The sequence below is a fragment of the Streptomyces spinoverrucosus genome, assembly GCF_006539505.1.
GTDB classification, from domain to species: Bacteria; Actinomycetota; Actinomycetes; order Streptomycetales; family Streptomycetaceae; genus Streptomyces; species Streptomyces spinoverrucosus.
Genome location: NZ_BJND01000035.1, coordinates 23,067 through 36,396, shown reverse-complemented (window position 1 = coordinate 36,396; position 13,330 = coordinate 23,067). Strand labels below are relative to the sequence as shown.

Genomic DNA, 13,330 nt, shown 5'->3' with positions numbered 1-13,330 from the left:
TCACCGCGCGCGGGGGCCCGGTGTGTCCTCCGTCCGTTCCACGATCGGCACTTGGACTCCGTAACTTCATGTCTTGGTTCGAATCACTCATCCTCGGACTCGTCCAGGGGCTGACCGAGTTCCTCCCCGTGTCCTCCAGCGCGCACCTGCGCCTGACCGCCGCCTTCTCCGGTTGGGAGGACCCCGGCGCCGCCTTCACGGCGATCACCCAGATCGGCACGGAGGCCGCCGTGCTGATCTACTTCCGCAAGGACATCGGGCGCATCCTGTCGGCGTGGACCCGCTCGCTCTACGACAAGACGTGGCGCAAGGACCATGACGCCCGGATGGGCTGGCTGGTGATCGTCGGCTCGATACCGATCGGCGTCCTCGGCGTGACGCTCAAGGACCAGATCGTCGGGCCGTTCCGTGATCTGCGCATCACCGCGACAATGCTGATCGTGGTCGGCCTGATCATGGGCATCGCCGACCGGATCGCGGCCCGCGACGAGACCGGCGGGCGCCACCGGGCGGCCAAGGAGCGCAAGACGCTGAAGGAACTGGGTGTGCGGGACGGCCTGATCTTCGGCATCTGCCAGGCCATGGCGCTCGTCCCGGGCGTCTCCCGCTCCGGCGCGACGATCACCGGCGGCCTCTTCATGGGCTACAACCGCGAGGCCGCGGCCCGCTACTCCTTCCTGCTCGCCATCCCGGCGGTGCTCGCCTCGGGCCTGTTCGAGCTCAACGACGCCATGGAGACCGGCCATGTGTCCTGGGGGCCGACGATCTTCGCCACGGTGATCGCCTTCGTCACCGGCTACGCGGTGATCGCCTGGTTCATGAAGTACATCTCGACCAAGAGTTTCATGCCGTTCGTCTGGTACCGCGTAGTGCTCGGCATCGTGATCGTCGCCCTGGTGACGTTCGGCGTCCTGAGTCCCCACGCGGCGGAGTCGGCAGGCTGAGCAGACGGCCCCCGGGGTTCACTCCGGGGGCCGTGACCAAGCCCATACGGGATGAGTAGCGGCCCGGTAGCGCAGCGTCAGTGCTTGCGCCTAGGCTTGCCCGCATGTCCCCCGACTCCGTGACCCCTGGTTCCGTGCGGTCTGCTGCCGAGGTGAACGAGCAGATCCGCGCGCTGTGGATGCGCGCGGGCGGCTCACTGTCGGCACAGGAGCGGGCGGAGTACGAGCTGCTGGTGGTCGAGTGGGCCGCGGCGATCCGCGGCGAGGTCATCGAGGCGGCCTGAAGACGAGACCTGGAGCGCCGGGACCGACGTATATGAGACATCTCACCGAGGTGCCACCGCGCCGTGGCCTGATCGTCTTCCTCAACGGCACATCCAGTTCGGGAAAGTCGAGCATCGCGACCCAGCTGCTGCGGATCCTCGACGAGCCGTACTTCCACATGCCGGTCGACGCCTTCCACGCGATGCGGTCCCGCGCCCCCGTCCCGCCCGATGAGCTCGACACCGTTCTGCACCGGACCTGGCAGGGCTACCACCGCGCGGTCGCAGGCATGGCCGCCGCCGGCAACAACGTCGTCATGGACCACATCCTCAGCGCCGAATGGCGGCTGAAGGACTGCCTCTCGCTCTTCGTGCCGCAGGACGTGGTCCTCGTCGGCGTGCACTGCCCCCCGGACGAACTGGAGCTGCGGGAGCGCGAGCGGGGGAACCGGCCGCCCGGTCTCGCCGCCCGCCAGCTCAAGCAGGTCCACGCCCACGGCGTCTACGACATCGAGTGCGACACGAGTGTCTCCGACTCCCTCGAATGCGCCCGCGGGATCAGGGACTTCCTGCGCGCGCGCCCCACTCCGACGGCCTTCCAGCGGCTGCGCGAAGAAGGCATGGGCGTCTGACGCGCCCTCACCGCCCGCCCGACACCCGCAGCACCGCCCCCGTCGCATACGACGCGTCCGGCGACATCAGCCATGCCACCGCCGCCGCGATCTCCTCGGCCCGCCCCGGCCGACGCAGCGGAATCGTGGCCGCCGCCCGGTGGGCGCGGTTCGGGTCGCCCCCGGCGGCGTGGATCTCGGTGTCGATCACCCCGGGCGCCACCGCGTTGACGCGGACGCCGTCCGGTCCCAGCTCCTTCGCCAGCCCCAGGGTCAGGGCGTCGACGGCCGCCTTGGTCGCCGCGTAGTGGACGTATTCGCCGGGACTGCCCAGCGTCGCTGCGGCCGACGACACGTTCACGATCACGCCACCGCCCCGCGCGGTCATCAGCTGTGCGGCCCGGCGTGAACACAGCAGCGTGCCCAGGAGATTGACGTCCACGACCCGGCGCAGATCGGCCGGGTCCGCGTCGGCCAGCCGCCCCAGCGGGCTGGTCACCCCGGCGTTGTTCACCAGGCCCGTCACCGGCCCGAGCCGCTGCTCGGCGATGTCGAAGAGCCGCTCGACGTCCGCCTCGACGGACGTGTCCACCCGTACGGTGACCGAGCGGCCGCCCGCTGCCCGTACCCCGTCGGCCACCGCCTCGGCCGCGTCGGCGTCACGGACGTAGCCGACCGCCACGTCGTGCCCGTCGGCCGCCAGCCGCAGGCAGGTGGCCGCGCCGATCCCCCGGCTGCCGCCGGTGACCACAGTGATGGGACGTGTCATTCCGAGCCTCCCGGAAGCAGATGTGCCAGCGCGTCATGGTCCAACGGATACGGCCGTTCGTTGGGCAACAGCTCGCCCGCGCGGGCGAGTTCACCGGCCCGCACCAGCCCGTGGACCTCCCTGGTGAGCGGCGTCACGTCCTCGATGCCCACGATCCACTCGTCGGCGTACCGGGCGGCCGCCTCCCCCGCCAGCCCCAGTTGCAGCGACCGGTGCGGCAGCGGGGTGAGGTGCAGGTCGCGTTCCGGGTCCCACTGCACGCGCGCGGGTGCCGTCCTCAGCTGCTCCTGCCACGCGGCCTGGTCGGCGTGCAGTCCGGGGACGTAGTGGGAGAGGCAGGCGTGGCGCAGGGCCCACAGGAAGCCCTCGCGGGTGATCTCGACGGCGAGGACGGTCTCCTGGTTCTCCTTCGTGCCCCAGCCACAGCGGTACATCATCCACAGGAAGGACGGCTTGATCCAGGTCATGCGCTCGCGCTTCCAGGTGGTGGGGAAGCGCCCGTCACGGGCCGCCGGTCGCCCGATGCCGGGGTGGTACGCCTGGTAGACGGTGATCGTGGAGCCCGTGTGGCGGCCCCGTACGCGGAATCTCGGCTCGGGCCGTTCGGTCTGATCGTTCACACGGGTCAGCCTCGCGCGCCCCGGCCGATCGGGACCACCGAATAACGCACGTCACGACCACCGAACGGCGGGGTCACGACCACCGATCAACTCGGCACGCCCTCTTGGCGCGGCCCGCCCCGTGCCCAACACTGAGCCGATGACGCAGCGTGTGGAGCTCGCGACCGTGATGGACCGGCTGGCCGTGGACGGCCTGGTCACCGACTACGCCGTGGCGGTGGACGACGGCGACTGGGAGGCGTACCGGAAGCTGTTCACCCCGGACGGGCGGGCGGACTACCGCTCGGCCGGCGGCATCGAGGGCGACGCCGGGAGCGTCGCCGCGTGGCTGGCCGAGAGCATGCGGGCGTTCGCCATGCGCCAGCACCTCATCGTCAACCGCCGGGTCCGCTTCGGGATCCTGGAGCGGGACACCGGGGACACGGCCCAGGTCCAGGCCGACTACATCAATCCGATGCGCCTCGCCGGTGACGGCTCGGCGGCGCCCGACTTCGTGTGCGGCGGCCGGTACGCGTTCGAGCTGCGGCGGACGGACGACGGCTGGCGGCTGCGGGAGGTGATCGTGCGGGAGAAGTGGCGGCGTGCGCCCCAGGGGTCCGGGGTCCGTGTGATCAACTGAGCGGGCGCCCTCTGTACCGAGATCGCCGGCCACGCGCACACTGGATCCACGGGTAGGGAGGCGCCGTATGAAGACCCGGCTCGAATCCCCGTGGCGGCGCTGCGTGATCGCCGCGGTGGCGGGCGCCCTGCCCATGCTCGCCTTCCCGGCTCCGTCCCTGTGGTGGTTCGCGTACGTCGCCCTGGTCCCGTGGATCCTGCTGGCCCGCACCGCGCCGACCGGGCGGCGGGCGCTGTACGACGGCTGGTGCGGCGGCTTCGGCTTCGTGCTGGCGGTGCACCACTGGCTGCTGCCCAACCTGCACGTGTTCACGTTCGTCCTCGCCGCCCTGCTCGGTGCGCTGTGGGCGCCGTGGGGCTGGCTCGTCCGCCGGTTCCTCGCCGGAGCGCCCTCCCCGGGCCGGATAGCGGCCGCGCTGCTGGTGCTGCCGTCGGGCTGGCTGGCGGTGGAGCTGGTGCGGTCCTGGCAGGGGCTCGGTGGCCCCTGGGGCATGCTGGGCGCCAGTCAGTGGCAGGTGGAACCGGCGCTGCGGCTGGCCTCGGTGGGCGGGGTGTGGCTGCTGAGCTTCCTGCTGGTGGCCGTCAATGTCTCAGTCGCCGTGCTCGTCTCGGTGCGCGCCGCCAGGATGCCCGCCCTGGCCGCCCTACTCGCCACCGCCGCGGCCACATCGGCGGCCTGGAGCTGGTCCCCGCGCCCCCACGTCGTCGGTGAGGTCCGGGTGGCCCTCGTACAGCCCGGTGTCATCCACGGCCCCGGCCCCCGGTTCGACCGCGAGGAACAGCTCACCCGGCAGCTCACCGGCCAGGACGTGGACCTGATCGTCTGGGGCGAGAGCAGCGTCGGCTACGACCTCGGCCGCCGACCCGACCTGGCGCAGCGCATAGCGGCGCTGTCCCGTGAGACGGGTGCCCCGATCCTGGTCAACGTGGACGCCCGCCGCTCGGACCGGCCCGGGATCTACAAGAGTTCGGTGCTGATCGGCCCGGACGGCCCGACCGGCGACCGCTACGACAAGATGCGGCTGGTCCCGTTCGGCGAGTACATCCCGTTCCGCTCGCTGCTCGGCTGGGTCACCTCCGTCGGCGAGGCCGCGGCCGAGGACCGCAGGCGCGGCACCGAGCAGGTCGTGATGGACGTCGGCGGCGGGCTGCGCGTCGGCCCGATGGTGTGCTTCGAGTCGGCGTTCCCCGACATGAGCCGCAGCCTCACCCGCGACGGCGCCGACGTACTGGTGGCCCAGTCGGCCACGTCGACGTTCCAGCAGAGCTGGGCGCCCGCGCAGCACGCCTCGCTGGCCGCGCTGCGCGCCGCGGAGACCGGCCGCCCCATGGTGCACGCGACCCTGACCGGCGTCTCCGCCGTGTTCGGCCCCGAGGGCCGGCGGATCGGCCCGCCGCTCGGGACGGACGCGAGCACGGCGCAGGTGTACGAGGTGCCGCTGGCCGACGGGGTCACGCCGTACGTCCGTCTGGGTGCCTGGCCGGTGTACGTCTCCGTGGTGGCGCTGCTCGCCCTGGGCCTGGTCGAGGGCGGGCGGGCGGTCAGGCGACCGCGCCGGGGCGCTCCAGAACCGCCCGTACCACCCGCTCGCACAGTTCGTGAGTCGCCAGCGCGTCCCGGGCGCTGAGCAACTTGCCCGCGCGCACGGCGTCGAGAAAGGCCAGCACCGCCTGCTCGATGCCCCGCTGGCGGGCCACCGGCACCCAGTCGCCGCGCCGCCGCAGCGTCGGCTGACCCTTGTGGTCGATCACCTCGGCCAGGTTGATCACCTGCCGCTTGGTGTCCTGCCCGGAGACCTCCAGGATCTCCTCGGCCGACCCGCTCAGCCGGTTCATCACACCGAGCGCGGTGAACCCGTCCCCGGCGAGCTGGAGCACGACGTGGTGCAGCAGCCCGTCCACGGTGCGGGCGCGCACGGTCACGTCGTCGATCTGGCCCGGCACCAGGAAGCGCAGCGTGTCCACGACGTGGATGAAGTCGTCCAGGATCATCGCGCGCGGCTCTTCCGGGAGCCCGACCCGGTTCTTCTGCATGAGGATCAGCTCGCGCGGATGCTCGGCGCACTGCGCGTACGCGGGCGCGTGCCGCCGGTTGAAGCCGACGGCGAGGCTCACGCCCCGCTCCTCGGCCAGCTCCACCAGCCGCTCGGAGTCGGCGAGTTCGTACGCCAGCGGCTTGTCGACGTACGTCGGGACGCCCGCCTCAAGCAGCCGCGTGACGATCTCGGGGTGCACGAGGGTGGGCGCGTGCACGAAGGCGGCGTCGAGGTCGTGGGCGAGGAGCGCGTCCAGGGTGCTGTGGCGCTGGGTGCGGGGCAGGTGAAGGCTGTCGGCGACGCGGTCGAGCGTGGCGGGCGTGCGGGTCTGCAGGTGCAGCTCGACCCCGGGCTGGACGCCGAGCACCGGCAGATACGCCTTCTGCGCGATGTCACCGAGTCCGATGCAGCCGACCTTCACGGGGGCTCCTTCACTGCTGGCCTGCTGGGGTCTGCTCGGAAGCATACGGCTGCCCGGGCGGCCGCCAGTCGGCGATGCCGTCGAAGCCGCGCAGCAACAGCGCCGGTGCGGCCTTCGACAGGGCGGCGATCACGGCATCGCGCACGGCCATGCCGGCGCGGTTGCTCATCATGTTCAGCCGCGCCACCTTCACGGCCTGGCGGGCGATGGCCGTCGTACGGGGCAGCCGGGCGGCGGTGTACGCGGCGAGGTCGGGCGCATGGTGCGCCAGGACGATCGCGTCCTCGATGGCCTGGTTGCCGCCCTGTCCGAGGGTCGGCGGCATCGCGTGGGCGGCGTCGCCGAGGAGCGCCACCCGGCCGCGGTGGTGGGCGGGCAGCGGCTCGGCGATGTGGTGCACGTCGTGGCGCAGCACGTCCTCGGGGCAGGCGGCGGCGAGCACGGCGGGGATCGGGTCGTGCCAGTCGCCGAACAGCCGTAGCAGCTCGGCCTTCTCGTCGTCCGGGGCTCGCTGCCCGGCGGGCGTGACGGCGGCGGCGTACGCGTAGACACGGCCGTCCTTGAGGGGATGCGTGCCCCAGATCCGGCCCCGGCCCCACGTCTCGTGCGAGGCGAACTCCACGCCGGGCACGGGGATGACGACCCGCCAGGTGGTGAATCCGGCGTACGCGAGCCCCGGGTGCTGCGGGAACAGGGCCCGGCGTACGGCGGAGTGGATGCCGTCGGCGGCCACCACCAGGTCGGCCTCCCACTCGCCGTCGGGCGTGGTCACGCGGGCCGGACGGTCCGCGTCGCCGGGGTCGGCGAGGGTCGCCGGGGCGGACGTACGGATGCGGTCCTCGGGGAGACGTGCGGTCAGGGCGTCGACGAGGGTGGCGCGGTGCAGCAGGACGAGCGGGCCGCCGAAGCGCTCGGCCGCGGCGGCGGCGCTGGACCGGGACAGCCACCGCCCCTTCGGGGTGCGCAGTCCGCCGTCGCCCTGCCATGCGGCCAGGGCGCGGATCTCGTCGCCGAGGCCGATGACGTCCAGGGCGCGCAGGGAGTTGGGGGCGAGGGAGATGGCCGCGCCGACGGGGGCCAGGGAGCGGGCGCGTTCCAGGACGGTGACCCGCCAGCCGCGCCGGTGCAGGGCGACAGCGGCGGTCAGGCCGCCGATGCCGCCGCCGATGACGACGGCTCGGGGTGGGTTGGATGGCGCTGCCATAATGCCCCTTTCTTCACTACACCCGTAGTGGCCTCGCCATCGACCGTACTACAGATGTAGTGAGACGGGTAGGTTGAGCAGCATGTCCGTACGCACCACGGGCGCGTCCCGCGCCGATCTCGTCGCCGACACCGCCCTCGCCCTGCTCGCCGAGCGCGGGATGCGCGGGCTGACGCACCGGGCGGTGGACGAGGCGGCCGGACTGCCCCAGGGCTCCACCTCGAACGTGGCCCGCACGCGCCAGGCGCTGCTGGAACTGGCGGTTCGCCGGCACGCCGAGCGGGAGGCGCGGGTGCTCGCCCTGCACGAGATGCCGGACCCGCGCGGCGGACTCGACTCACTGGTGGACGGCCTCGCCCTCGCGGTCCACCGCTCCCTCACCCGCAACCGTGACCTGGTCGTCGCCCGCTACGAACTCGCCCTGGAGGCCACCCGACGCCCCGAACTGCGCGCGTACTACGACGCCACGGGCGCCCGCTTCCGCGAGCAGCTCACCGGCCTGGTCACGGCGATGGGCTCGACCGACCCGGCCCGGCATGTGCTGATGCTGGTCGCGTGGGCGGACGGGCTGATGTTCAGCTGCGTGGCCGGGTCCTTCAACGCGGAGGTGCCGAGCCTGGACGAGGTGCGGGCGGGGCTGCGGGAGCTGCTCGGCGGGATGTTCGGCGGGGCGCCGGGGCGGCCGTAAAACCTCCTGGTGGATTTCCCTGGCGGTGCGCGAGGATGCGCCCATGACAACCGAGCGCCGTGAGCCCGCCCAGAACGCCGACGAACGGACCATGCTGGAAGGCTGGTTGGAGTATCACCGGCAGACCCTGGCGTGGAAGTGCGAGGGACTGAGCGACGCGCAGCTCCGGATCGCGGCCGTGGAGCCGTCCGAACTGTCCCTGATGGGACTGGTGCGGCACATGGCGGAGGTCGAGCGGGGCTGGTTCCGCCGGGTGCTCGTCGGCGACGACCCGGGGCCGATCTACTACACCGAGGAGGACCCCGACGGCGAGTTCCACCTCACCGAGGCGGACACCTGGGCGGGGGCGTACGCCACCTGGCAGGCAGAGATCGCGATCGCCCGGAGCAACGCGGCCGGGTTCGCGCTGGACGACCTGTCCAAGGGGCGCGGCCGCCACAGCGGCGAGCCGTTCAATCTGCGCTGGATCTACACCCACATGATCGAGGAGTACGCCCGTCACAACGGCCACGCCGATCTGATCCGCGAGCGCGTCGACGGCGCGACGGGCGACTGAACGTCACCTCGGAAGGGCGCGCCCCCTCCCTGCGGGGGCGCGCTTCACCCGTCCGGAGCAACCTGTGCTTGTCTGCTGGTCCTGCGGCGCCGCAGCCACCAGAGTGGCGGGGGTGCATCGAACGACGACCACCGCGACACTGCTCGTCACCGTGGCCCTCACGGCCGTCTCCGGCTGTGTGACCGTCCAGCGGGGCCCCACCGCCCCGCCACGGGCGTCGGCCCAGCCGTCGTTACCGCGCTCGGACGGCCGCACGGAACCGCAGATCGTGCAGGCGCCCGCCCGTGAGGCCCTGGAGATGATCGGCCCGTCCCGGCCCGACGCGACCACGCCGGAGCCACGCCGCCCCACCGCGAAGGCCCCGTTACCGACCCAGCGGCCCGCGTCCCCGCGCACGGAGTCCCGCCCGCACTCCGACCCGCCCCGTCCGGAGCCACGCCGCCCGCACGAGCCACCGCCCGCCGGGATCCCGGACGTCTCCACCGCGGTCCCCGAGAACACCGACGTGTGCGCCCTGGGCAGAAAGTACGGCGGCTGGCGCCCGGACAGCCCGGAGGCGGTGATCTGCGAGCAGACGTACGGGCGGTGAGGGGCGCGCCCCGATACCGGCGCCGCTCACGGCCGCTGCCGAGGCGGACCCCAGCCACCCCCACCGGGCGAACCGCCGTCCCCGAGCCGTAGCTCCATGCGCCCGATGGCCGCCCGCACCCCGTCCCCATAGGTGTCGTCGCCCAGGGCGTCCGCCGCGCCACGTGCCCGGCGCAGATGGGTGCGGGCGGCATCCGAGTGGCCGAGTTTGACGTAGTCGGCGGCGAGGTTCAGATGCAGGGAGGGATACAGGGCGCGGACCGCCAGGGCGCCCTCGTGGGCCGCGAGGCGGTCGTCGGCCAGCTCCTCGGCGGCGCCCAGGGCCCGCAGGTCCCAGGCCAGTTCGTCGCAGGGGTCGTCCTGGGTGTCGGCCATGTAGTGGGCCAGCGTGCAGCGGTGCAGGGGATCGCCGTCCTCGCCGATCTCCGCCCACAGCTTCAGGAAGCGGTGCCGGGCCTCCTCGCGGTCCCCCGCGTGATGCAGCATGACGACCTGCCCGATCCGTGTCATCACGGCATCCGGCGCCGCCTGCTCCTGTCGCTCCGCCACCGCACCCTCCGCGCACTCGCCGACGTCCCGTCCGTGCCGACGCTAACGGCCGCCACCGGCAATCCCGGCGAGGCGGGGCCGACCCATGACGTCGGCCCCCACGAAGCGCCCCAGGTCAGGTGAGGTCGGCCAGGTTCGGGATGCGCCAGTCCACCGGCGCATGCCCCTGCCGCGCGATCGCCTCGTTGATCTGCGTGAAGGGCCGGGAGCCGAAGAACTTCTTCGCCGACAGCGGCGAGGGGTGCGCGCCCTTCACCACCACGTGCCGGGTCTCGTCGATCAGCGGCAGCTTCTTCTGCGCGTAGTTCCCCCACAGCACGAACACCGCCGGGTCGGGCCGCTCGGCCACCGCCCGGATCACCGCGTCGGTGAACTTCTCCCAGCCCTTGCCCTTGTGCGAGTTGGCCTCGCCGCCCCGGACCGTCAGCACCGCGTTGAGCAGCAGCACGCCCTGCCGGGCCCACGGCATCAGATAGCCGTTGTCCGGGATCGGCAGGCCGAGCTCCTCCTGCATCTCCTTGTAGATGTTGCGCAGCGAGGGCGGGGTCCGCACCCCGGGGCGGACCGAGAAGCACAGGCCGTGGCCCTGGCCCTCGCCGTGGTACGGGTCCTGGCCGAGGATCAGGACCTTCACCTGCTCGTACGGCGTGGCGTCGAGCGCCGCGAAGACCTCCTCGCGCGGTGGGTAGACGGGACCGTTCGCCCGCTCCTCCTCCACGAACTCCGTCAGCTCCTTGAAGTAGGGCTTGTGGAGTTCGTCGCTCAGGACGCCGCGCCAGGACTCGGGCAGCATGGCGATGTCGGTCACGTCAACTTCCTTACGGTGTGCGGTCGGTTCCGGAGTACAGAACCTACCGGCGACCACTGACAACGGCCGCCGCGGGCGGCCTCACCAGCTGGTCTTCCGGTACAGCTCCCACACCATCATGATCGTCGACGGGTCCAGCGAGCGCTCGGCGCCGGAGATCTCCGCGCTGGCGGCGACGTACTGCTTGCCCTGCCACAGCGGCAGCAGCCGCGCGTCCTGGACGAGGATCTGCTGGGCCTCCTCGAAGTCGGCCTCCACCTGGGCGCGGTCGCTCTCGCGGCGGGAGCGGGGCAGCAGCTCCTCGGTGATCTTGGGGGCGGGGTAGGGCGTACCGAGGGCGTTCTGTTCGCCGACGAAGGGCGCGATGTAGTTGTCGGCGTCCGGGAAGTCGGGGAACCAGCCGCGCCCGAACACCGGGTACTCGCCCTTCTGGTAGCCCTCGACGTAAGTCTTCCAGGGCCTGCTCTTCAGGGTGATCTCGAACAGACCGGAGGCCTCCAGCTGCCGCTTGAGCTCCTTGAACAGCACGGCGGTCTCGGAGCCGTAGCGGTCGGTGGTGTACCAGAGGGTGAGCGGGACCGGCTCGGTGATGCCGGCCTCGGTGAGGATCTGGCGGGCCTTGTCCGGGTCGGGGTCGCCGAAGTTGTCGAAGAAGCCGGTGGTGTGGCCGGTGAGGCCCTTGGGGACCATCGAGTACAGCGGGTCGACGGTGTCCTTGTAGATGCGGTGGGCGATGGTCGCCCGGTCGACGACCTGGGCGACGGCCCGGCGCACGGCCGGCTTCCCGGCCCACTCGTCCCGCGGGTTGAACACCAGGTAGCTGATGTCGGCACCCGCGCCCTCGACGAGTTGCAGGGTCTCGTCGGCGCCCTTGCTCTGGAGGGCGACGATGTCGTCGGCGGCGAGGCCGCGGTAGGTCAGGTCGATGTCCTGGTCGCGCAGTGCCTTGACCATGGCGCCGGAGTCCTGGAAGTAACGGATGGTGACCGCATCGTTTCTTCGCTCGGCGAAGCCCTTGTAGCTGTCGTTGCGCACGAGTTCGGCCCGCGCGCCCTCGTCGTAGGAGTCCAGGACGTACGGTCCGGAGCCGGTGACGGCGCCGTCCTCGCGGAGGCGGTCGGCCGGGTAGTCGTCGGGGTCGACGACGGACATGGCGGGGGTGGCGAGCACGAACGGGAAGGTGGCGTCGGACGTCTTGAGGTGGAAGACGACCTCGCGGTCCCCGACCGCCTGCACCCGGTCCAGGCTGCCCAGCAGCCCGGCGGGGCCGCTCGGCGCGTTGATGGCCAGGATCCGGTCGATGGAGTGCTTGACGGCCTGCGCGTCGAGCGCGTCGCCGTCGGAGAAGGTCAGCCCCTCGCGCAGCTCGCAGCGGTACACCCGGTTGGCCGAGTCGGTGAACTCGCAGCTCTGGGCGGCGTCGGGCTGGGGCGAGGTGGCGCCGTTCGGGTAGCTCAGCAGCGTCTGGTAGATGTTGCGGAACAGCTCCCAGGAGCCGTCCCAGGAGGCGGCCGGATCCAGCGTGCTGGGGGCGCTGGTGGTCCCCACGACGATCGGACCGCCCTCGGCGGGGTCGCCGTCCGAAAACATGCCGCACCCGGCCACCAGGGATATGGAAGCGATCGCCGCCACTTGCCGCAGGCCTCGGTTCCGGTTGAACACGCGCACGCTCCTCGATCTGCCATACCAAGGGTCGGCAGACACTATCGCAGGCGTAGACGGCCTGAAACGTACTTGCGCCAGGTCGTTGATCAGCTTCCGGATGACGACGTTGTCATCGCCCTGTACGGCGACGATATGTCGACAGAGGCGCCGCTTCCGTCAACGGAATCGCGTCACGCGACCACCCGTCGACAGAAACGGCGCCCCTGTCCGAAAAGCCCGATCCGGTCAGCCGACCCCGGCGTTGAGGAAGATGCCGCCGTCCACGACGAGCGTCTGCCCGGTGATCCAGTCGGCCTGCGCCGAGGTGAGGAACGCGGCGGCGCCGCCGATGTCCGAGGGCACGCCGAGCCGGCCCAGCGGGTAGGCCGCGGCGGCCTCCGCCTCCCGGCCCTCGTACAGGGCCTGCGCGAACTTGGTCTTCACCACCGCCGGGGCGATCGCGTTCACCCGCACCTTGGGCGCGAACTCGTGCGCCAGCTGCAGGGTCAGGTTGATCATCGCGGCCTTGCTGATGCCGTACGCGCCGATGAAGGGCGAGGCGGAGACGCCGGCCACGGACGCGATGTTGACGATGGCGCCGCCGTTGTCCTTCTGCCAGGCGTGCCAGGTCTTCTGCGCGAAGCCGAGCGCCGAGACCACGTTGGTCTCGAAGACCTTGCGCGCGACATCGAGGTCGAGGTCGGCGATCGGCCCGAACACCGGGTTCGTACCGGCGTTGTTGACCAGGTAGTCGACCCGGCCGAAGGCCTCCATCGTGCGCTCGACGGCGACGGCCTGGTGGTCGACGTCGTGGGCCTTGCCGGCGACGCCGATGACCCGGTCGGCGCCGAGCTGCTCGACGGCCTCCTTCAGGGCGTCCTCATTGCGGCCGGTGATGCAGACGCGGTCACCGCGTGCCACCAGGGCCTCGGCGACGCCGTAGCCGATGCCGCGGCTGGCGCCCGTGACGAGCGCGACCTTGCCGGAGAGTTCAGGCAGTTCAGTCATGTC

At 71.9% G+C, this 13,330-nt stretch carries 16 protein-coding genes; 8 read left to right on the top strand and 8 right to left on the bottom strand.

Annotated elements, in window-relative coordinates:
• Positions 1 to 68 precede the first annotated feature (68 nt).
• From SSP24_RS23435 to SSP24_RS23425, 3 genes are all read left to right on the top strand, one after another.
• Positions 69 to 944 (top strand): undecaprenyl-diphosphate phosphatase, encoded by an 876-nt coding sequence (locus SSP24_RS23435; protein ID WP_141311657.1) that lies wholly within the window; start codon positions 69 to 71, stop codon positions 942 to 944.
• Between the two features lie 104 nt (positions 945 to 1,048).
• A complete protein-coding gene (locus SSP24_RS23430; protein WP_141311656.1) occupies positions 1,049 to 1,228 on the top strand; it encodes a hypothetical protein in 180 nt (59 codons plus the stop codon).
• 32 nt (positions 1,229 to 1,260) lie between these two features.
• Positions 1,261 to 1,839, top strand: coding sequence for a chloramphenicol phosphotransferase CPT family protein (locus tag SSP24_RS23425; RefSeq protein WP_141311655.1), 579 nt, complete (start codon positions 1,261 to 1,263; stop codon positions 1,837 to 1,839).
• Positions 1,840 to 1,846: 7 nt separating this feature from the next.
• On the opposite strand, the gene SSP24_RS23420 is transcribed toward SSP24_RS23425, so the two are convergent.
• Together SSP24_RS23420 and SSP24_RS23415 are read right to left on the bottom strand one after the other, a co-directional pair.
• Complete coding sequence (locus SSP24_RS23420) at positions 1,847 to 2,587, bottom strand: SDR family oxidoreductase (RefSeq protein ID WP_141311654.1); 741 nt, start codon at positions 2,585 to 2,587, stop codon at positions 1,847 to 1,849.
• Positions 2,584 to 3,207 (bottom strand): DUF4291 domain-containing protein, encoded by a 624-nt coding sequence (locus SSP24_RS23415; RefSeq protein ID WP_229866287.1) that lies wholly within the window; start codon positions 3,205 to 3,207, stop codon positions 2,584 to 2,586. The genes SSP24_RS23420 and SSP24_RS23415 overlap by 4 nt, the downstream gene beginning before the upstream one ends.
• 139 nt (positions 3,208 to 3,346) lie before the next feature.
• On the opposite strand from SSP24_RS23415, the gene SSP24_RS23410 reads away from it, so the two are divergent.
• Positions 3,347 to 3,826, top strand: a complete 480-nt coding sequence (locus SSP24_RS23410; RefSeq protein WP_141311652.1) for a nuclear transport factor 2 family protein — start codon at positions 3,347 to 3,349, stop codon at positions 3,824 to 3,826.
• Positions 3,827 to 3,893: 67 nt separating this feature from the next.
• Positions 3,894 to 5,453: an apolipoprotein N-acyltransferase gene (lnt, locus tag SSP24_RS23405; RefSeq protein ID WP_141311651.1), complete on the top strand. Its 1,560-nt coding sequence runs from the start codon at positions 3,894 to 3,896 to the stop codon at positions 5,451 to 5,453.
• Here the strand turns inward: lnt and SSP24_RS23400 are convergent.
• Positions 5,368 to 6,282 (bottom strand): Gfo/Idh/MocA family protein, encoded by a 915-nt coding sequence (locus tag SSP24_RS23400; RefSeq protein ID WP_141311650.1) that lies wholly within the window; start codon positions 6,280 to 6,282, stop codon positions 5,368 to 5,370. The genes lnt and SSP24_RS23400 overlap by 86 nt on opposite strands.
• A gap of 10 nt (positions 6,283 to 6,292) precedes the next feature.
• A complete protein-coding gene (locus SSP24_RS23395; RefSeq protein WP_141311649.1) occupies positions 6,293 to 7,486 on the bottom strand; it encodes an FAD-dependent oxidoreductase in 1,194 nt (397 codons plus the stop codon).
• Between the two features lie 82 nt (positions 7,487 to 7,568).
• Between SSP24_RS23395 and SSP24_RS23390 the strand changes: the two genes are divergently transcribed.
• From SSP24_RS23390 to SSP24_RS23380, 3 genes are all read left to right on the top strand, one after another.
• Positions 7,569 to 8,174 carry a TetR/AcrR family transcriptional regulator gene (locus SSP24_RS23390; RefSeq protein WP_141311648.1) on the top strand — a complete coding sequence of 202 codons (606 nt, stop codon included), beginning with the start codon at positions 7,569 to 7,571 and terminating at the stop codon, positions 8,172 to 8,174.
• Positions 8,175 to 8,217: 43 nt separating this feature from the next.
• Positions 8,218 to 8,730 carry a DinB family protein gene (locus SSP24_RS23385; RefSeq protein WP_141311647.1) on the top strand — a complete coding sequence of 171 codons (513 nt, stop codon included), beginning with the start codon at positions 8,218 to 8,220 and terminating at the stop codon, positions 8,728 to 8,730.
• A gap of 112 nt (positions 8,731 to 8,842) precedes the next feature.
• The gene (locus tag SSP24_RS23380; protein WP_141311646.1) at positions 8,843 to 9,319 is read left to right on the top strand and encodes a hypothetical protein; all 477 of its coding nucleotides are present in this window, start codon (positions 8,843 to 8,845) and stop codon (positions 9,317 to 9,319) included.
• Between the two features lie 26 nt (positions 9,320 to 9,345).
• Here the strand turns inward: SSP24_RS23380 and SSP24_RS23375 are convergent, their stop codons facing one another.
• From SSP24_RS23375 to SSP24_RS23360, 4 genes are all read right to left on the bottom strand, one after another.
• On the bottom strand, positions 9,346 to 9,867 hold the full coding sequence (locus SSP24_RS23375) for a hypothetical protein (RefSeq protein WP_141311645.1): 522 nt from the start codon (positions 9,865 to 9,867) through the stop codon (positions 9,346 to 9,348).
• Positions 9,868 to 9,982: 115 nt separating this feature from the next.
• A complete protein-coding gene (locus SSP24_RS23370) occupies positions 9,983 to 10,675 on the bottom strand; it encodes a uracil-DNA glycosylase (protein ID WP_141311644.1) in 693 nt (230 codons plus the stop codon).
• An 81-nt stretch (positions 10,676 to 10,756) separates the two neighbouring features.
• Positions 10,757 to 12,337 carry an ABC transporter substrate-binding protein gene (locus tag SSP24_RS23365; protein WP_167529673.1) on the bottom strand — a complete coding sequence of 527 codons (1,581 nt, stop codon included), beginning with the start codon at positions 12,335 to 12,337 and terminating at the stop codon, positions 10,757 to 10,759.
• 228 nt (positions 12,338 to 12,565) lie between these two features.
• The gene (locus SSP24_RS23360) at positions 12,566 to 13,327 is read right to left on the bottom strand and encodes an SDR family oxidoreductase (RefSeq protein ID WP_141311642.1); all 762 of its coding nucleotides are present in this window, start codon (positions 13,325 to 13,327) and stop codon (positions 12,566 to 12,568) included.
• Positions 13,328 to 13,330: the final 3 nt, after the last annotated feature.